Source organism: Noviherbaspirillum soli, from assembly GCF_015352955.1.
Classification (GTDB): Bacteria; Pseudomonadota; Gammaproteobacteria; order Burkholderiales; family Burkholderiaceae_D; genus Noviherbaspirillum_A; species Noviherbaspirillum_A soli.
Genome location: NZ_JACYOX010000039.1, coordinates 1 through 16,517, shown reverse-complemented (window position 1 = coordinate 16,517; position 16,517 = coordinate 1). Strand labels below are relative to the sequence as shown.

At 61.7% G+C, this 16,517-nt stretch carries 18 protein-coding genes; 6 read left to right on the top strand and 12 right to left on the bottom strand.

The window, feature by feature from the left end:
- Positions 1-38: 38 nt before the first annotated feature.
- From IGW04_RS21420 to IGW04_RS21400, 5 genes are all read right to left on the bottom strand, one after another.
- The gene (locus IGW04_RS21420; protein ID WP_194715137.1) at positions 39-365 is read right to left on the bottom strand and encodes an NIPSNAP family protein; all 327 of its coding nucleotides are present in this window, start codon (positions 363-365) and stop codon (positions 39-41) included.
- 94 nt (positions 366-459) lie between these two features.
- Positions 460-1,173: an ABC transporter ATP-binding protein gene (locus IGW04_RS21415; RefSeq protein ID WP_194715136.1), complete on the bottom strand. Its 714-nt coding sequence runs from the start codon at positions 1,171-1,173 to the stop codon at positions 460-462.
- Positions 1,170-1,937: an ABC transporter ATP-binding protein gene (locus IGW04_RS21410; RefSeq protein ID WP_194715135.1), complete on the bottom strand. Its 768-nt coding sequence runs from the start codon at positions 1,935-1,937 to the stop codon at positions 1,170-1,172. Before IGW04_RS21410 ends, IGW04_RS21415 begins: the two co-directional genes overlap by 4 nt.
- A complete protein-coding gene (locus IGW04_RS21405; RefSeq protein ID WP_194715134.1) occupies positions 1,934-3,835 on the bottom strand; it encodes an ABC transporter permease in 1,902 nt (633 codons plus the stop codon). The genes IGW04_RS21410 and IGW04_RS21405 overlap by 4 nt, the downstream gene beginning before the upstream one ends.
- 122 nt (positions 3,836-3,957) lie before the next feature.
- Positions 3,958-5,160: an ABC transporter substrate-binding protein gene (locus tag IGW04_RS21400; RefSeq protein ID WP_194715133.1), complete on the bottom strand. Its 1,203-nt coding sequence runs from the start codon at positions 5,158-5,160 to the stop codon at positions 3,958-3,960.
- A 289-nt stretch (positions 5,161-5,449) separates the two neighbouring features.
- Here IGW04_RS21400 and IGW04_RS21395 point away from each other — a divergent pair, with 289 nt between their 5' ends.
- A complete protein-coding gene (locus tag IGW04_RS21395) occupies positions 5,450-5,644 on the top strand; it encodes a hypothetical protein (protein WP_194715132.1) in 195 nt (64 codons plus the stop codon).
- 85 nt (positions 5,645-5,729) lie between these two features.
- Here IGW04_RS21395 and IGW04_RS21390 read toward each other — a convergent pair whose 3' ends face one another.
- Complete coding sequence (locus tag IGW04_RS21390; protein ID WP_194715131.1) at positions 5,730-6,494, bottom strand: SDR family NAD(P)-dependent oxidoreductase; 765 nt, start codon at positions 6,492-6,494, stop codon at positions 5,730-5,732.
- 116 nt (positions 6,495-6,610) lie between these two features.
- Complete coding sequence (locus IGW04_RS21385; RefSeq protein ID WP_194715130.1) at positions 6,611-6,925, bottom strand: hypothetical protein; 315 nt, start codon at positions 6,923-6,925, stop codon at positions 6,611-6,613.
- 149 nt (positions 6,926-7,074) lie between these two features.
- Here IGW04_RS21385 and IGW04_RS21380 point away from each other — a divergent pair, with 149 nt between their 5' ends.
- Positions 7,075-7,524 carry a CBS domain-containing protein gene (locus IGW04_RS21380; protein WP_194715129.1) on the top strand — a complete coding sequence of 150 codons (450 nt, stop codon included), beginning with the start codon at positions 7,075-7,077 and terminating at the stop codon, positions 7,522-7,524.
- Between the two features lie 29 nt (positions 7,525-7,553).
- Here the strand turns inward: IGW04_RS21380 and IGW04_RS21375 are convergent, their stop codons facing one another.
- Positions 7,554-8,210 (bottom strand): phosphoribosyltransferase, encoded by a 657-nt coding sequence (locus tag IGW04_RS21375; protein WP_194715128.1) that lies wholly within the window; start codon positions 8,208-8,210, stop codon positions 7,554-7,556.
- A gap of 230 nt (positions 8,211-8,440) precedes the next feature.
- Here IGW04_RS21375 and IGW04_RS21370 point away from each other — a divergent pair, with 230 nt between their 5' ends.
- Positions 8,441-8,896 (top strand): Hsp20/alpha crystallin family protein, encoded by a 456-nt coding sequence (locus IGW04_RS21370; protein WP_194715127.1) that lies wholly within the window; start codon positions 8,441-8,443, stop codon positions 8,894-8,896.
- 28 nt (positions 8,897-8,924) lie between these two features.
- On the opposite strand, the gene IGW04_RS21365 is transcribed toward IGW04_RS21370, so the two are convergent.
- Positions 8,925-9,866, bottom strand: a complete 942-nt coding sequence (locus IGW04_RS21365) for a sugar kinase (RefSeq protein WP_228527297.1) — start codon at positions 9,864-9,866, stop codon at positions 8,925-8,927.
- 140 nt (positions 9,867-10,006) lie between these two features.
- Here IGW04_RS21365 and IGW04_RS21360 point away from each other — a divergent pair, with 140 nt between their 5' ends.
- Positions 10,007-10,771 carry a universal stress protein gene (locus tag IGW04_RS21360; RefSeq protein WP_194715126.1) on the top strand — a complete coding sequence of 255 codons (765 nt, stop codon included), beginning with the start codon at positions 10,007-10,009 and terminating at the stop codon, positions 10,769-10,771.
- Positions 10,772-10,779: 8 nt separating this feature from the next.
- Here the strand turns inward: IGW04_RS21360 and IGW04_RS21355 are convergent, their stop codons facing one another.
- Positions 10,780-11,490: a Mut7-C RNAse domain-containing protein gene (locus tag IGW04_RS21355; RefSeq protein ID WP_194715125.1), complete on the bottom strand. Its 711-nt coding sequence runs from the start codon at positions 11,488-11,490 to the stop codon at positions 10,780-10,782.
- 156 nt (positions 11,491-11,646) lie between these two features.
- On the opposite strand from IGW04_RS21355, the gene IGW04_RS21350 reads away from it, so the two are divergent.
- Both IGW04_RS21350 and IGW04_RS21345 read left to right on the top strand, forming a co-directional pair.
- Positions 11,647-12,528 (top strand): D-hexose-6-phosphate mutarotase, encoded by an 882-nt coding sequence (locus tag IGW04_RS21350; RefSeq protein ID WP_194715124.1) that lies wholly within the window; start codon positions 11,647-11,649, stop codon positions 12,526-12,528.
- 112 nt (positions 12,529-12,640) lie between these two features.
- Entirely contained in the window at positions 12,641-13,780 is a 1,140-nt protein-coding gene (locus IGW04_RS21345) for a metallophosphoesterase (protein ID WP_194715123.1), read from the top strand.
- Here the strand turns inward: IGW04_RS21345 and IGW04_RS21340 are convergent.
- Entirely contained in the window at positions 13,752-14,201 is a 450-nt protein-coding gene (locus tag IGW04_RS21340) for a hypothetical protein (RefSeq protein WP_194715122.1), read from the bottom strand. The two genes, IGW04_RS21345 and IGW04_RS21340, sit on opposite strands and share 29 nt — an antisense overlap.
- A gap of 1,179 nt (positions 14,202-15,380) precedes the next feature.
- Complete coding sequence (locus IGW04_RS21335; protein ID WP_194715121.1) at positions 15,381-15,668, bottom strand: H-NS histone family protein; 288 nt, start codon at positions 15,666-15,668, stop codon at positions 15,381-15,383.
- Positions 15,669-16,517: the final 849 nt, after the last annotated feature.

The window sequence follows — 16,517 nt, the reverse complement described above, 5'->3', positions numbered from 1 at the left end:
ACGTCGACTCCGCCTTCGGGCGGAGTTTTTCATTGGCCTTAGCGCAAAGGCGAATACGACGTCGGCACCAGGAAGCTGTTCTCTATGCGTTCAACGATAATGGCCTGCGCTTCGGTCTCGGCGCGCTTGGCCAGCCATTCCGGGTCGCTGGCGAAGGCATTCCACTTCTGCTCCCGCTCGGCCAGGCTGTCCCATTGCAGCAGGTAGGTCAGCGACTGGTTGCTGGGGCCGACCAGGGTGGTCCAGAAACCCAGCGGCTTGATGCCGTATTTTTCCCAGAACTTCAGGGTGATGTTTTCAAAGCGGGCATTCAGCGCCGGCAGGCGGCCGGGCGCGCAATGGTAGATACGCATTTCGTGGATCATGGCGGCTTTCGGTAGTCAGTGATGATGAAGTGCTGGTCCCGCCGCGGCGGGCGAGCAAGTGTACCCGGGCGGCGCCGTCCGTGTCGAACCAGGCTCAGACTTCCAGGTAAGCCTTCCTGACGTCCTGGCTGGAAGCCAGCGCTTCCATGCTGCCTTCAAAACGCACCTGCCCCTTTTCCAGCACATAGGCGCGGTCGCTGACCAGTTCGGCAAAATGCAGGTTTTGCTCCGACAGCAGGATGGAAACGCCGGCCTCCTTGAGTTCAAGAATCATCTGCGCCATCTGCTCCACGATCACCGGCGCCACGCCTTCCGAGGGTTCGTCCAGCAGCACCAGGTAGGGATTGCCCATCAGCGTGCGCGCCACCGTCAGCATCTGCTGCTCGCCGCCACTCATCTGTCCGCCACGCCGCCCGGGCATGCCGCCCAGATTCGGGAATAGCCGGAACAGCCTGTCGATGGTCCATGCCGGAATGCCGGGGCGCGGCGGCTGGCGGCCGATCTCCAGGTTCTCCAGCACGGTCAGGTCGGTGAAGATGCGGCGATTCTCCGGTACGAAGCCCAGTCCCAGGCGGGCAATCCTGAACGGCTGCATTGCGGCGATATCATGGCCCATGAAGCGGATGACGCCGCGACGCCGTTCCAGCAGGCCCATCACCGCCTTCATCGTGGTGGACTTGCCGGCGCCATTGCGGCCCATCAGCGCCACCACCTCGCCCGGCCGCACTTCCAGTGCGAGGTCGAACAGCACCTGGGCCCGGCCATACCAGGCATCGAGGCGCTCCACCTTCAGCATGGGATCGCTCATGCCGGACTCCGCTTCCTGCCCAGGGTGCCGGCGCCAAAATAGACTTCCTGCACTTTCGGATTCGCCTGTATCGATGCGCCGTCGCCCTCGGCAATGAGCTTGCCGCGGGCCAGCACGATGATCCGGTCGGCATAGGCAAACACCACATCCATGCTGTGCTCGGTAAACAGCACCGCGATATTGCGCTCCGCTACCAGCTTTCTGGTCAGCGCCATCAGCGCATGGCGTTCCTGCGGCGCCATGCCGGCGGTCGGCTCGTCCATCAGCAGCAGGCGCGGCGCGTTGGCCAGCGCGATGGCCAGTTCGACCCGTTTCACATCGCCATATGCCAGCACGCTGCAAGGCCGGTCAGCCTGGCTTTCCATGCCGACCTGCGACAGCAATTGCAATGCTTCGTCGCGGTGGAAGCCGGCGGCCGGACGCCACAGATGGAAAATCTTCCGCTCGCGCGACAGCAGCGCCATCTGCACGTTTTCCACCACCGTCATGGAACTGAAGGTCTCGGTGATCTGGAACGTGCGGCCGACACCCAGGCGCCAGATCGCGCGCGGCGCCATCGTGGTCAGTTCATGGCCGTCGAAGCGGATCGAGCCGGCGTCCGGCCGCAACTGGCCATTGACCATGTTGAAGCAGGTCGTCTTGCCGGCGCCGTTCGGCCCGATCAATGCCAGCAGCTGGCCGGCCGGCAGGTCGAACGACACATCGGCGACAGCCGCCACGCCGCCATAGGACTTCCTCAGGTTGCGCACCTGCAGCAGGCTCATGACGTGGCCTCCTGGCGTTCGAAGCGGCTGCGGATGGAACCGACCACGCCCTGCGGGAAAGCCAGCACCAGCAGCAGCATCACGCCGCCCAGCAGCGCCCGCCAGTATTCGGTTTCACGTGCCAGCAGATCCTGCAGCCAGGTAAACAGCACGCCGCCGACGATGGGACCGGACAAGGTCTGCACGCCGCCCAGCAGCACCATCACCAGGCCATCCACCGAGCGGCCGACCGAGATCGTTTCCGGCGATATGCTGCCCTTGGAAAAGGCAAACAGGGCGCCCGCCACGCCGCAGAACAGGCCGGCCAGCACGAACGCCATCCACTGCACCCGCTTGACATGGATGCCGATGGCTTCGCTGCGCAAGGGCGAGTCGCGGCCGGCGCGCATCGCGTAGCCGAAAGGCGAGAACAATATGCGCCGCATCAGCCAGATGCAGCCGGCGCAGAGCACCAGCGTCAGGTAGAAATACGCGCCACGGTCCGCCAGCCAGGCCGCCGGCCAGATGCCGACGATGCCGTTGCTGCCGCCGGTGACCTCATCGGACTGGTAGACGATGGACCAGACGATCTGCGAAAACGCCAGCGTCAGCATCGCCAGGTAAACGCCGGACAGGCGCACGCAGAACCAGCCAAACAGCAGCGCGCCCAGGCCGGCGACCAGCGGCGCGGCGAGCAGCGAGACTTCCATTGGCATCGCCAGCGCCTTGAAGAACAGCGCCGCGCCATAGGCGCCCAGGCCAAAATAGGCGGCGTGGCCGAAGGAATGCATGCCGGCCGGCCCCATGATGAAATGCAGGCTGGTGGCAAACAGCGCCGCGATCAGCAGGTCGATCGACAGCGTGACCGCATAGGGAAAGCTGTGGCCGGCCAGCGGCAGCGCCAGCAGCAGGGCCAGCAGCAGCCAGGCGACAAGGCGCAGCACAGGTTGTGCCGGTCGCAGTGGCGCTTCGATGTCGGCCGGATTGCGGCTGGCGGCCTGCGGCCGGCCCAGCAGCCCCCACGGACGCCATACCAGCACCACCGCCATGATCAGGAATTCCACCACCAGGGTCAGCCTCGAAAACGATACATCGGCACCGAACAGCTGCACGGTGCCGATGCCCGCGCACACCGCCTTGGTCACCGCGATCAGCAGGGCTGCAAGGTAGGCGCCGGGGATGCTGCCCATGCCGCCGACCACGACCACGACGAAGGCGTCGCCTATGGTCTGCAGGTCGAGGTTCAGGCTGGCCGGCTCCAGCGGCAGTTGCAGGGCGCCGCCCAGGCCGGCCAGGAAGGCGCCCAGCGCGAACACGCTGGTAAACAGCCAGGCCTGGTTCACGCCAAGCGCTGCGACCATGTCACGGTCCTGGGTAGCCGCCCTGATCAATGCGCCCCAGCGAGTCTTGTTGAGCAGCAGCCAGAGCCCGGCCAGCACCAGCGGGCCTATCCACATCAGCAGCAGGTTGTATTGCGGGAAGCGGCGCCCGAGCAGTTCAACCGAGCCTGACAGGCCGGGCGCGCGCGAACCCAGCAATTCCTCCGCCCCCCAGACGTAGAGCGCCGCGTCCTTGATCACCAGCACCAGCGCAAAGGTGGCCAGCAGCTGGAACAGCTCCGGTGCCCGGTAGATACGGCGCAACAGCAGCACCTCCACCAGCGCGCCGATCGCCGCAACCGCCGCGGCTGCCAGCAGCACGCCGCCCCAGAAGCCCAGCGGGCCCGCGCCGAGCTGCGCAGTCAGCCACTCGGTCAGCGAGTAAGCGATGTAGAGCCCCAGCATGTACAGCGAGCCGTGGGCGAAGTTGACCACGCGGGTGATGCCGAAGATCAGCGACAGTCCGGCTCCCACCAGGAACAGGGAGGAAGCGCCGGCCAGGCCATTGAGCAGCTGGATGAGAAAACTGGAAAGCGTCATGGGAGCATCATGCCTGAGGCCGCATCACACAAGCCTTGCGACTTGCCAGGCCGGATGGGACCACGCAACCGGCATGGGCGCAATCCAGCGCGCCATGCCGGGCATGCCGAAAATCATCCGGCTTATTCGGCTGCACGCAGGGTTTTGACTTCGGCGTCCGGCGGCAGGAATTTCGCGCCATCCTTGTAGGTCGGGTTTTCCATCACACCCTTGCCGCCCTTGACCGCCAGCGTGCCGACATAGGCGCCCATGGTGGACTGATGATCCTGTGCGCGGTAGGTGATGTTGCCGAAGGGCGTTTCCACCGGCAGCCCCTTGAAGGCATCCGCCAGCTTCTCGCTGTCGGTGCTGCCGGCCTTCCTGATGCCGGCGGCCATCGACATGACCGCCGAATAGCCGACCACGGAACCCAGGCGCGGATAGGTGCCGTACTTCTTTTGATAGGCGTCGAAGAATGCCTTGTGTTCCGCTGTCTGTATGCTCTGCCATGGATAGCCGGTGACGATCCAGCCGGCCGGCGCCTCATCCTTCAGCGGGTCGAGGTATTCCGGCTCGCCCGACAGCAGACTGACGACGGCGCGGTCCTTGAACAAACCGCGGGTACTGCCTTCGCGAACGAACTTGGCGAGGTCGGCCGCGAACAGCACATTGAAGATGGCATCCGGCTTGGCGTCGGCAAGCGCCTGCGTCACCGCGCCGGCATCGATCTTGCCCAGCGCCGGCGCCTGCTCCTCGACGAATTCAACATCGGGCTGCTGCTGCTTCATCAGCTTCTTGAAGGTGGCCACCGAAGACTGGCCATATTCATAGTTGGGATACACCAGCGCCCAGCGCTTTTTCTTCAGCTTGACCGCTTCCGGCACCAGCATCGCCACCTGCATGTAGGTCGAGGGCCGCAGGCGGAAGGTATAGCGGTTGCCGTTCTGCCAGACGATCTTGTCCGACAGCGGCTCGGCGGCGAGGAAGAAGAATTTCTTCTGCTTGGCAAAGTCGGTCACGGCAAGGCCGGTGTTGGAGAGGAAGGTGCCCATCAGCACATCCACCTTCTCGCGCGAGACCAGCTCTTCCGCTACCCGGACCGCATCGCCGGGGTTCGCATTGTCGTCACGCGTAAGCAGCTCGACCTTGCGGCCGAGCAGGCCGCCGCCGGCATTGACCTGTTCCAGCGCCAGCTCCATGCCCTTCTTGTACGGCTCAAGGAAAGCGGCCTGCGCCTTGTAGCTGTTGATCTCGCCTATCCGGATGGCGTCGGCTGCCGCGGCGGCGCCCGCAAGACAGCTTGTCGCGATCAGCACGGCATATCCCGCTGCATGCTTGAAGTTCATCGAGTGCTCCTGGTATCTGGGTGTGGCCGGTATCAGTCGGAAGGCAATTCCGGCTGCCGGGCGGATGCGCTATGGCAATCAGCCGACATTCTAGAGGCTAAAGCGCATTTCGGGGCCGAGCGGTTCAGTGACACCAATACCAATGCTCGCAGGCGCCGTCACTTGCCGGCGCAAGCAGGCTCGCCCGCAAAAAAACTGAGCCTTTTTCGGATAGCGTGCACCGGGTCTGCAACTGAAATGGTACTGGGTATCGCAGCCTGCGATCCCAGCCAACCCTTCAGGAGAGCATATGACCCATTCCAGCAAATCAAAGGCGAGCAGGAAATCCAGCGCCCGGAAAATTGGCTTGGAGCCCCAGCCCAGGATACCGGACGAAAATCTCAAACAGAGCCAGCTTGAACAGGTCACAGCAGGCGGCGCGAGCATGCTGCTGACTGATCCCAAAAGACAAGAAGCCCGACCTCCTTGCGACACCGATGCATAAGGAGATCTGGAAAGTGCCGGGCACCGCTCCGTGAGAAGTCGTGCCAGGCGCAGGCTTTGCAAAACCAGCGCCTGGCTCGCCGTGTTCAACTCATCGGCGGCTGCCCGTTCGACGCGGTCAGCCCGCCATCCACCGGCAGATTCACGCCATTGACGAAGCGTGCATCATGGCTGGCAAGGAAGGCAATCACGTCGGCTACCTCCTCCGGCTCTGCGCCGCGCCCGAGCGGAATGCGCTCGGCAAACTTGGCCATCAGTTCCGGCTTCTGGTACATGTCCTCGGTCATGTCGGTGCGGGTCAGGCTGGGGCAGACCGCGTTGACGCGGATGCCGTCGCGGCCATGGTCCATCGCCAGCGCGCGGGTGAAATTGCAGACCGCGCCCTTGGCGGCGTTATAGATGGACAGCGCCCAGTCCCCGCCCAGGCCGGAAACCGAGGCCACGTTGATGATGGCGCCGCCGGTGATGATGAGTTGTGGGATGGCGGCGCGGCAGGCGTAATACACGCCGTCGAGATCGGTCGACATCACTTTTTTCCAGTCGTCCACGCTGGAGTCGGTAATCTTGCCCTCGACCGCGACGCCGGCATTGTTGACCAGCACATCCAGACGGCCAAACTGTTGCACAGTCTCCGCCACCAGCGCCTCGACCTCGGCCTGCTGCGACACATCGGTCACCCGCACGACCGCCTTGCCGGCCGGCAGGCTGGCGGCAACCTGGTCCAGCTTGTGCCGGGTGCGGCCGGCCAGTACGACCGTGGCGCCATCGCCGGCGAAACGCCGGGCGGTGGCGGCGCCTATGCCTGAACCGGCGCCCGTCACAATCACTACCTTGTCATTGAATCGCGTCATCATGGCTCCTGTCGTGTGAATACAGCCATATGGACGCGCAAGGGAAGCCCGGGTTCGTGGATTTGCCTACGCACTGCGCCTGGGTTGTTCAGGCGCAAAAGCGCCCGGACTGCACTTCAGACCATGCCCAGTATGCGGCCGATCTCCGCGATATAAGGGCTGTCCTTCAGCACTTCATTTTCCACCGCCGCCGACATGCGCTGGAATGACGAGCGTGCCGAGTGGAGGTCTTCGTCGGTTGCAGTGCGCCCGGCAGAAGCATTGAGCGCCGTGCGCAGCACCTCCAGTTCATGCCGCAGACGCTGCACTTCCTCACGGTCGGGCGCCCTCTCCAGCTCTTGTTCCAGATCAGAGACCAGGAGGTTAATCCGTTCAAGATTCATTTGCGCACCGGAGGACGCACTGTTTGCGCCCATGTGTTCTTCAGTCATAAAACCTCCCGTTGGGGTGATGAATGCATGGAATCGAAGGCTGGCTGGCAGGGTCTGGCCAGCCGGATCGGCGTCAGGATCCGTCTGCATTATAGGCGCAAGCCGAAGCTTGCCAGATGGCCGAAAGGGTGGCTGCCGGGAGTAACGAGATGCCCATCAATGAATGCTGCAAGCTCGACGTGGTCTGCTGCGACCCCGAGCTCTCTCTGCCTGACACGGCGGCCCTGATGCGCAAGCACCATATCGGCGACGTGATAGTCGTGGAAACGCGCTCGGGGACAAGGACGCCGGTCGGCATCGTCACCGATCGCGACATCGTGGTGGAGACCATGGCCCTGCAGCTCGACGCCACCCTGTTTACCGCCGGCGACATCATGAACACGCCGCTGGTGACAGTGAAGGAAGATGCCGGCTTCGTCGAAACCCTGCGCCTGATGCGCACCCACGGCGTGCGGCGCATGCCCGTGGTCAGCGAGAACGGCGCCCTGTACGGCATGGTGACCGCGGACGACATCGTGCGGCTGCTGGCGCTGGAGCTGTCGCTGATCACGGAAGCCATGTCGGGCCAGATGGCCCACGAGCGCCGGCTGCGCAAGTAAGCACGCTGTCGGGAATGGACCGGGCAGCCTCAGGCGCTGTCCTGGCTGGCCAGGATCGCTGCCACCTCCTCATCGTCGACAGCGTCGAAGTTGTCATAGAACTGCCCGACCGCCGCGAAGTCCTCGGGCGCATGCAGGCACACGATCTCGTCGGCCAGTGCCTGCACCTTGCCCAGGCTGTCGGCCGCGGCCACCGGCACCGCGCAGATCAGCCGGGCCGGCTTGCCGGCGCGCACCGCATGCAGCGCGGCAATCATGGTGGCTCCGGTCGCGAGACCATCGTCCACCACAATCACGATGCGGCCGGCCGGATCGACCCTGGGCCGCAATGGCGTGTAGCGGTCGCGCCGCTGGCGCAGCAGCGCCATCTGGCGCGCGGTCTCATGTTCAATATAGGCCTCGCTGGCGCCGGCGGCAGCGGCCAGCGGCGAGCGGTACACCCAGCCGCTCTCGTCCACCGCGCCAATCGCATATTCCTCGCTGAACGGCGCGCCGAGCTTGCGCACCAGCACCACATCGAGTTCACCCTGCAGTTCGCTGGCAATGCGCTGCCCCATCGGAACGGCGCCGCGCGGTATGGCCAGCACCAGCGGCCTCGTCCCCCGGTAACGGCGCAGCTGTTGCGCGAGCTGGCGCGCGGCATCATCGCGGTCGTGAAAGCGACGTCCCTGCTTTCCTTGTTTCATGGCGATTGCGGGAGACTGGGCTCCATGCCGAAAATTTCAGCATAGCCAGCCGGCGCGGCAGAGGCCTGCGCCAGATCAAGCGCAAAAGTGCCGCAGGAGCGCATGCAGATCAATTGATTTTGACATCGCCGAACCTATATTCGAGACGAGGCAGCGGACCTGATGCGCCGCCATCCGTGGCGGATGAGGCATTCAACATAAACCCTTCATGCGTTAACGAGGAGAACATCATGGCGAACAAACTTACACGCTTTGACCCTTTCACTGACCTGACCCGTTTTGACCGTCCCTTCGGCGGCCTGCAGGAACTGTTCGAACAGTTCGGCATGCAGCCTTTCGGACGCGGCGGGCAGTCCATGCCATCGATACGGATGGACGTATCGGAAACGCCGGAAGCCTATACGGTAAAGGCCGACATTCCCGGCATGAAAAAGGAAGACATCAAGGTCTCGATTGAAGGCAATCAGGTCTCCATCAGCGCCGAGTCGCGTTCCGAGAAGGAAGAGAAGGAAGGCGAGACCGTGGTGCGCAGCGAGCGCAGCTATGGTCGCCAGTCGCGCAGCTTCACGCTGGGCAGCGACATCGACGATGCCAAGGCCAACGCGCGCTACGAGAACGGCGTGCTGGAACTGACGCTGCCCAAGCGTGGCGGCGGCAGCGGCGCCAAGCAGCTTTCCATCAGCTAGGAGCCTGCGTCGAAGAAGGCAGATGCCTTCACGGGGCTGGGGCCGGGCCAGCCCCTTCACGCTCCCTGATGAATTGCAGCGTGCGTTCCCGTGTCGGGATCGCGGCCCGACCGCCCTTGCCGGTGCATTTGAGCGCCGACACCGCGCTGGCAAATCGCATTGCCACATCCACCATGCTGCCTTCGGCAATGGCCAGCGCATAGGCGCCATGGAATACATCGCCGGCGCCGGTGGTGTCGACCACCTCCACCGCAAAGGCGGTCTGCCGATGCACGCCGGCTTCATCGATCCACAAGACGCCTTCACGGCCCCGGGTCACCGCCGCGACCCGGCATCCCAGGCTGCGCACCCGCCGCAGCGCTGTCAGGCGCGCCTCGTCGCTATCGGTTGCGCCGCCGGCAAAGGCGCGCAATCCGGGCTCCGAGAAGATCGCATGGTCCACCAGCGGCAGCAGCATGCCAAATACCTCGGCGCTGGCGATCTCGCCATCGAGCACCGTCGGGATGCGATGCATGCGTGCCGCGGCGAAGCAGAGCGCCGCCGCCTCCGGCCAGCGCACGTCGCCATGCAGCGCGTCGCAGCCGGGAATCTGCGCCATTGGCAGCCAGCCGGGATCGGTATCGAGCCCTTCGCCACGAAAGTTGACGATCATGCGCTCGCCATCGCCACCGACCATGATGCCCGACACCGATGACCTGGCATCCGGTATCAGCCTGAACTGGCTGACGTCCACGCCATAAGCGGCCATTTCCGCCAGCATCACCCTGCCCGCGCTGTCGTCGCCGGCGCGCCCCCAGTAGGCGCATGCGCCGCCCAGCCTGGCAACGGCCACGGCGGCATTGGCCGCCATGCCGCCGCCAAGTTCCAGATAGTCATGTGCCGGAAACTTGCCGCCGCCCGAAGGCAGGCGGTCGATCAGCCAGACCCTGTCCAGAGTGGTGTTCCCTACGCAAATCAGTTTGGGCTGCATGACATCGCTCACAGCATGAGAGACAGTCATCATGCAGGCGCGTTGCGCGCAAGGCAAGCAGCGCCGGCCTTGATTCGGCGCAATGCGGTTTGCAACGGCGCAGGCGTAGGCTGGCATCTCGACCCGGCATGGAGCATGCGATGGCTTACAAGGTGATCACCGTCTATCTCGACCATTCGCCTCTGCTGGCGGCAACGGTGGCGCTGGCCGCCGACGTCGCCATCGCGCAGGGCGGCCATCTGATCGGCGCAGCATCGGGTGCCGACGCGCAGGCGCCGGAAGCCTTGCAGGTATTTGGCAGCGCGATGCGGCGCGCCGGCGTGGCTTCGTTTGCAACCAGAATGCTGGAAGGCGACCTGGCAGCGGCGTTGAGCGACAGCGGACGCTACTGCGATCTGATCGTGCTCGGCCGTCGTCCGCCGGATGATCCGGGTGCGGCCATGCATGTCGATTTCTGCGAGTTCGTTGCCAGAAACAGCGCCTGCCCGGTGCTGATCGCGCCGCTCGGCGCGCATGTGCATGGCATGCCGTTCCAGCCCCTGGTCGCCTGGAACGGCAGCCGCATCGCCGCAAGGGCGGTGCATGCCGCCTTGCCGCTATTGCATCAGGCAGGCAAGGCCACGGTGGCGGTGGTCAACTCCCCTATCGGCGTGCCGGATCAGGAAACCGGGCCGGGGGCTGCCATTGCACTCTATCTGCGTCATCACGCCGTCGCCGTCGACCTGGTGCAGCAAACGGTGGATGTCGATGCCGGACATGCGCTGCTTGCGCTGGCCGATGCGCACGGCAGCGATCTGCTGGTGCTGGGCGCGAATGTGCATCCTCAGTTCAGGGATGTGCTGCATCAGGGAACGACGCGCACGGTGCTGGAAGCCGGCCGCATCGCCGCGCTGCTGTATCGCTAGAGGCGTTTTCACGCCGGCCGATCGAGGATGCGGCGCAACAGGCTGTCCATGCGCTGCCAGTGGCTGCCCTTCCAATAGACGCGGGCGCATACGTCGCAGCGCCGGAACGTCTGATGCAGCGCGCGTACCTGCGGCGGCAGTTCCGCCTCCACCTCGGTCTTGGCAACCGGGCGCAAGGGCGCATTGCAATGCAGGCACAGCGTGAAAGGCCTGGCCTGCCGCGCCAGGCGATAACGCGCCAGCACCTGCTGCGCCTGCGGCTCCGCCTTGAGCGCACGGACATAGCAGCCATGCATGATCTCCTTGCGGATCAACAGGTCGCGGTCGCGCGTGAGCACGATGCGCTGCTGCTGCGCCGAGATGGCCGCGATCTCGGCGTCGTGAAAGGCATTGTCATATAGCGTATCGAAGCCAGCCATGCGCAGCAGACGGGCGAGGCCGCCGAGATGGGCATCGGCCACGAACAGCACCGGCGACGGCGGCGGCAAACTGCCGGGGAAGACACTTACCCGGTCGCCTTCCTGCAGCATCTGGTCGAGCCCGGCGGCGGCCCCGTTGATCTGCACCAGGCCGACCTCGGTATGCGGCACGCCCAGCGCTTCGATCATGTGCTTGGCGGTGGCGGCACGGGCACAGGGCGTGGCGAAGGCCCGATGGCGGCGCGCCGCCGGTAGGAAATCATTGAGTTCGTCGTGAAAATGGAAAGTCGCCGTGACCATGGGGCTGAGTATCGCACTCGGCACTGCGCGGCGGGGCCGCCGCGTGCAGGCTGCTTGCCCCGACGCAGAACCAGTGCAGGCCGCCGGCTGCTATCCTGTGCGCCCGGCATGAAGAGCCCATTACCGCGCCCCTGCACCCATTTTCAGGAGAAGAGATTGCATCTTGCACCGCCCCCATCATTCCCCGACCTCGCTACATTTCCCGACCTGCTGGATGGCTTGCCGGGCATCAGGCTTGCAACGGATACCACAGGCCAGGCATTCATAGCCGCCCAGGGCGCGCAGGTGCTGTCCTGGCGCGCGAGCGACGGCCGGGAGCGACTTTACCTGTCTGCCACTACCGGCGGCCTCAGACACGCCGGAGAGAAAGCGGCCGCGATACGCGGCGGCATCCCGGTCTGCCTGCCGCAATTCTCCGATCGTGGTCCGCTGGTCAAGCATGGCTTTGCCCGCAACCTGCCGTGGACGCTTGTCAAGCACGACGCCAACACGCTGGTCCTGACCCTGCGCGACGACCAGGCCAGCCTGGCGCAATGGCCGCATCCTTTCCTTGCGACGGTGACCGTGCTTCAGGGGCCGGACAGCCTGGAAGTGCGCTTGTCCATTGCCAACACCGGCAACCAGCCGTTTGCCTTCAGCACGGCGCTGCACACCTATCTGCGGGTTGATGACATCCGCAACATCCGCCTGCTTGGGCTGCAGGGTGTGTCCTACCAGGATGCGACCGACCATTGCGTCGTCAAGACGCAGCAGGAAGCGCAATTGCCCATTCCGGGCGAAGTTGACCGGGTCTACATGGCGCCGCCTGCCAGCCTGCAATTGATCGAACAAGGGCGTGCGCCGCTGCAGATCAGCCAGCAGGGCTTTTCCGACACCGTGGTCTGGAATCCGGGCCCCGACAAGGCCCACTCCCTGCCGGACATGCCGGACCAGGACTGGCAACACATGCTGTGCGTCGAGGCTGCCTGCGCCGCGGCGCCTGTTACATTGCCCGCCGGCGCAATCTGGCAAGGCAGTCAGCGCTTGAGCCTGGCATAGACGCTTACAGGCGCCCGGCACGGAATGTAGCCCGCGATGCGCTCCGGCGCCGGCCTTGCAGCAGCGTACATCCGCCCCATCTGCAAGATTTCAATCAAAGCGATTGGGTTCGATGCTGCGTTTTCTGTCGCTGTTCCTGCACGGTTTGATCGCCTGGCGCCTGCTGCCCGAACTCGGCCAGTGGCCAGTGCTGTCGGCGGCGCTGGGCTTGGCGCTATTGAACTCGGTGCTGCTCATGCCCATGGGGATCGGGCTGGCTTCCCGGCTGGCCGGCTTCGGGCACCGGACGACACGCCTGGTCACCTGGCTGGCATGGGCCGGCATGGGCTTTTCTTCCACGCTGCTGATCCTGGCATTCATTCGGGAACTGACCCTTCTTGGCACATTCGCAGCCGACCTTGTCTGGCCGGGACGGCTGGACCTGGCTGCCTGGCGCCACCAATCCGCGTTGGCGGTTACGGTGCTTGGCTTTCTGATCACCCTGCTCGGCTTTTCCAATGCGCGCCGTACTGCCGCGGTTACCCGGGTAAGCATTCCGGTCAGGAACTTGCCGCCTGCGTTGCAGGGATTCAGGATCGTCCAGATCAGCGATATCCATGTCGGGCCGACGATACGCCGGGATTATCTGCGGCGTATCGTCGCGGCAGTCAACCGTCAGCAGCCCGATATGGTTGCGATCACCGGTGATCTCGTCGATGGCAGCGTAAGGGAACTGGCGCCGCATGTCGCGCCGCTGGAGGATCTGGTGTCCCGCCACGGAAGCTATTTCGTCACCGGAAACCATGAGTATTATTCCGGCGCGCATGCCTGGATTGCCGAGTTGCGCCGCCTGGGCATTGAAGTCCTGCTCAACAGCCATGTCGTGCTGGAGCACCAGGGCGCGACGGCGGTCGTCGCCGGTGTCACGGACTACGGCGCCGGCCATTTCGACTCTGCGCATCGAAGCGACCCGCATGCAGCCATCGCCGGCGCACCAACCCACGCGGCGGTCAGAGTGCTGCTGGCGCACCAACCCCGCAGTGCGCCGGCAGCGGCCGAAGCCGGCTTTGATGTGCAATTGTCCGGCCACACCCATGGCGGCCAGTTCATGCCGTGGAATTTTTTTGTCAGGCTGCAGCAGCCTTTCGTCGCCGGGCTGCACAGGCTGGGCGAGCTTTGGGTGTACACCAGTCGCGGTACGGGTTACTGGGGCCCGCCGAAACGGTTTGGCGCGCCTTCCGAAATTACGCTGATTGAACTGATTGCCTGCTGAGTTGCCCGGGCATTTCCAACCCTGCGGCGCTTGCATGCCTGATACAGAGGGATGCTGACGGATCGCTCTGGCAGCGATGTTCGATGATGATCTTCAATAGCAGCGACCCGACGATGCCTGCAATAAGCAGAAGCACCATCAATTGAATAATGGTCAGCCCCTTTTGTCTTTTCACCATGGTCCTGGATTTGTGGATTGAAAAACCGCGCTGGCCGTCCGGCACGCTGAAGCAAGGCGCAGGAACCGCGATGATACCGACTCCTGAGCGCAGTGTATGCATGCGCCCGAAAAATCGAATACGGCGTGCAGTTCGGAAAGACATCTTATTTTTGCGCCGTAGCTTTACTGAAATCGCCGAAAGGCAGCCACAAGGCAACAGCATAAAGCGCCGGCAGAGAGAAGGTAACTGAGCCACAGTCATTCATCGCCAGAATAACTGGTATGAAAACAGGGAATTTCGTTTAGCGTAGGAAATTGCTTATAGTTCTTCCTGTCTCCTCCAGCCTCTCAAAGGATGGATTTACCCGCTGACGTGGTCAGCGGGTTTTTTTTCGTCCATTCCTTTCCAACAGGATGTGGCATGCCTTGATCAGCCCGGAGGCTTTGGCAATGGATCAAGTCCATGTCAACATTTTAGCTCTCGCCATGTCGTCCCGAATTCGGCTTCAAACCGCCGCATAAAAGCAAAACCCGCGATCTCAGCGACCGCGGGTTTTCTGTCTTCTCAGCTACCCCATTGGATATGGATTTTTGTGCGTGGATAATGCAATAAACTGCATGTTTTGTCTACCGTTAGATGGATGCTTTTTTAAATAATGAGCAAAAGACTTCTGAACGCCGTACATCACACCGAAAATTTCGGTTAATCATGTCCTGGTTGAAGTCTGGCTGATGAAACAAACCCAAGGATGAGGCACAATATTTAAACAAAGCATGCTTGCACTCCTAAGGCCCTGACACGGACTACTGCACAAGAGATCTACCTGTGGATCCCCACCCTGCAATCATTAGCAAATGAGTAATCCATGTTAAGGAAGCGAATGTGATTTAAACTTAAAAATGAAATTGTACTGATACTCATGTTGCACTGCATGTAGACATGGTCGACTATTGAGTTCAATATCGGTTCTACAAAAATCCATACCTAATGGGAAGCGATGAGACAGGGAAGCCCGCAACCGTTTCGGTTGCGGGACTTCTTTTTCGGAGCTAGTGAGGGTCTTCTACTGCTGAGTAATCACTTCTTCGTGATTGCACCTAGTGGCAGCAGTTCTGGAAGAGTAGATCGCGTTGCTGCTCGTCGATATTCACGATGTCTTTAAAGAAACATGTATTCGTAAACTTGCTACTAGGTCGGATGGTAGCAACCGCCGATTTATATTGATAGCTGTTGCCGACGCTCTAATACGTGAGTAGAGAGCATTGTGCTCAATGCTCCTGGCAAAAGCGCAGTAACGATGGATGCCTGCAAACACGGCACTTCGTATAGCGCTGAACCTATGCCGTGCCCTTACGGAGAACTCAGGTTAGACCAAACTCTGGCGGATAGCAGCAGGAAAATCATGATTCCTTGTTGGTAGGTTTGGCTTGACCTGAAAAGTCAGCTCACTCTAAACTTTTCCTTATCCTTGCCTTTCAGCCAGGCTGGCATCCGTCCACGTCCAGACCAAGTGTTTCCAGACTCATCTTTGAACTGGACATTAGAGAGTGAAACAGCTTTGCTACCTTTTCGGCGTCCTGAGCTTTCGATATCTTGGACAGTGATATCGTAATCGTTCATCAGGCTCTTAATTTGGGCAATTGCACTGCCAATCTCCTTTGACCGAACCTCTTCAGCGTCTTGCTTGAGTTTAGCAATTTGATCTTGCAGCTCTTTAAACGTTGCCATTGGGCTAAATTCCTCAAAAAGATAGTGAACATTGCAGGAACGACTTTTTGTGGGGTGGAGACTATCCCATAAAAAGACTATTGACAAGCCCGATACTTAAAGAGGGAAACCCTGTATTTTGGACTAATCATGGCATTCGCAAAACGATCTGTATCGTAGAAGTGGTTGGATGATGTTTTTCTGCGTGGTCAGCGATGCGAGACTCATTAATAAGTCAGATTGTCTAGCGAGCCGCTCAGCAGCATGCTGAATCAAGCACTCCGAATCGCATCAAGTTGTCAAAGGCAATGCGTCAGATAGTCAAGCCACCCGGATTGCGAAACACGGTAAGAGTGGTTTGAATATCTTTTTCTTGAGGTAAGAAGCAGATATTAGAAGTGTGCATGAATACGTTGGCATGACAGAGTGCGTAACAGTACGCCAGCGGCTATAGCAGAAAGTCTTTCTATCTTCCTTTCACCCCCAGAATCGCCGTTTTAGCACGCGAGGCGGAATTTAAATGTTACAAACGTCGAGCAGTAAATTATATCTTTGAGAAATCGAACGAAATGCAGTTAGCAAGTAACGACGGCCACTTGTCTGCGCCTTATCGCGATCTTGAGAGCTATATTTTAGAAAATAGGCACTTGCCGCCTGGGAGACGTTTTAGAAAATGCCATCCAATGAAAAAACTCCGGACGTTTGATAGACGTTACATGGACCTCGACTACGCTCGACATATCGTAAGCGCCTGGCGAACTCACCTTGTGACAGCCGGGGCAGATAGGGATGATCGTGTCCACCTATGTTAAGTGGACACCTCATGACAGAACCAATCTCGACGACAGTACGTCGGCGCCGCCATAGCGC

Excerpts from the sequence above, each read along its gene's own strand:
- IGW04_RS21420 (WP_194715137.1), bottom strand. The coding sequence starts at position 365 with ATGATCCACGAAATGCGTATCTACCATTGCGCGCCCGGCCGCCTGCCG.
- IGW04_RS21415 (WP_194715136.1), bottom strand. The coding sequence starts at position 1,173 with ATGAGCGATCCCATGCTGAAGGTGGAGCGCCTCGATGCCTGGTATGGC.
- IGW04_RS21410 (WP_194715135.1), bottom strand. The coding sequence starts at position 1,937 with ATGAGCCTGCTGCAGGTGCGCAACCTGAGGAAGTCCTATGGCGGCGTG.
- IGW04_RS21405 (WP_194715134.1), bottom strand. The coding sequence starts at position 3,835 with ATGACGCTTTCCAGTTTTCTCATCCAGCTGCTCAATGGCCTGGCCGGC.
- IGW04_RS21400 (WP_194715133.1), bottom strand. The coding sequence starts at position 5,160 with ATGAACTTCAAGCATGCAGCGGGATATGCCGTGCTGATCGCGACAAGC.
- IGW04_RS21395 (WP_194715132.1), top strand. The coding sequence starts at position 5,450 with ATGACCCATTCCAGCAAATCAAAGGCGAGCAGGAAATCCAGCGCCCGG.
- IGW04_RS21390 (WP_194715131.1), bottom strand. The coding sequence starts at position 6,494 with ATGACGCGATTCAATGACAAGGTAGTGATTGTGACGGGCGCCGGTTCA.
- IGW04_RS21385 (WP_194715130.1), bottom strand. The coding sequence starts at position 6,925 with ATGACTGAAGAACACATGGGCGCAAACAGTGCGTCCTCCGGTGCGCAA.
- IGW04_RS21380 (WP_194715129.1), top strand. The coding sequence starts at position 7,075 with ATGCCCATCAATGAATGCTGCAAGCTCGACGTGGTCTGCTGCGACCCC.
- IGW04_RS21375 (WP_194715128.1), bottom strand. The coding sequence starts at position 8,210 with ATGAAACAAGGAAAGCAGGGACGTCGCTTTCACGACCGCGATGATGCC.
- IGW04_RS21370 (WP_194715127.1), top strand. The coding sequence starts at position 8,441 with ATGGCGAACAAACTTACACGCTTTGACCCTTTCACTGACCTGACCCGT.
- IGW04_RS21365 (WP_228527297.1), bottom strand. The coding sequence starts at position 9,866 with ATGCAGCCCAAACTGATTTGCGTAGGGAACACCACTCTGGACAGGGTC.
- IGW04_RS21360 (WP_194715126.1), top strand. The coding sequence starts at position 10,007 with ATGGCTTACAAGGTGATCACCGTCTATCTCGACCATTCGCCTCTGCTG.
- IGW04_RS21355 (WP_194715125.1), bottom strand. The coding sequence starts at position 11,490 with ATGGTCACGGCGACTTTCCATTTTCACGACGAACTCAATGATTTCCTA.
- IGW04_RS21345 (WP_194715123.1), top strand. The coding sequence starts at position 12,641 with ATGCTGCGTTTTCTGTCGCTGTTCCTGCACGGTTTGATCGCCTGGCGC.
- IGW04_RS21340 (WP_194715122.1), bottom strand. The coding sequence starts at position 14,201 with ATGACTGTGGCTCAGTTACCTTCTCTCTGCCGGCGCTTTATGCTGTTG.
- IGW04_RS21335 (WP_194715121.1), bottom strand. The coding sequence starts at position 15,668 with ATGGCAACGTTTAAAGAGCTGCAAGATCAAATTGCTAAACTCAAGCAA.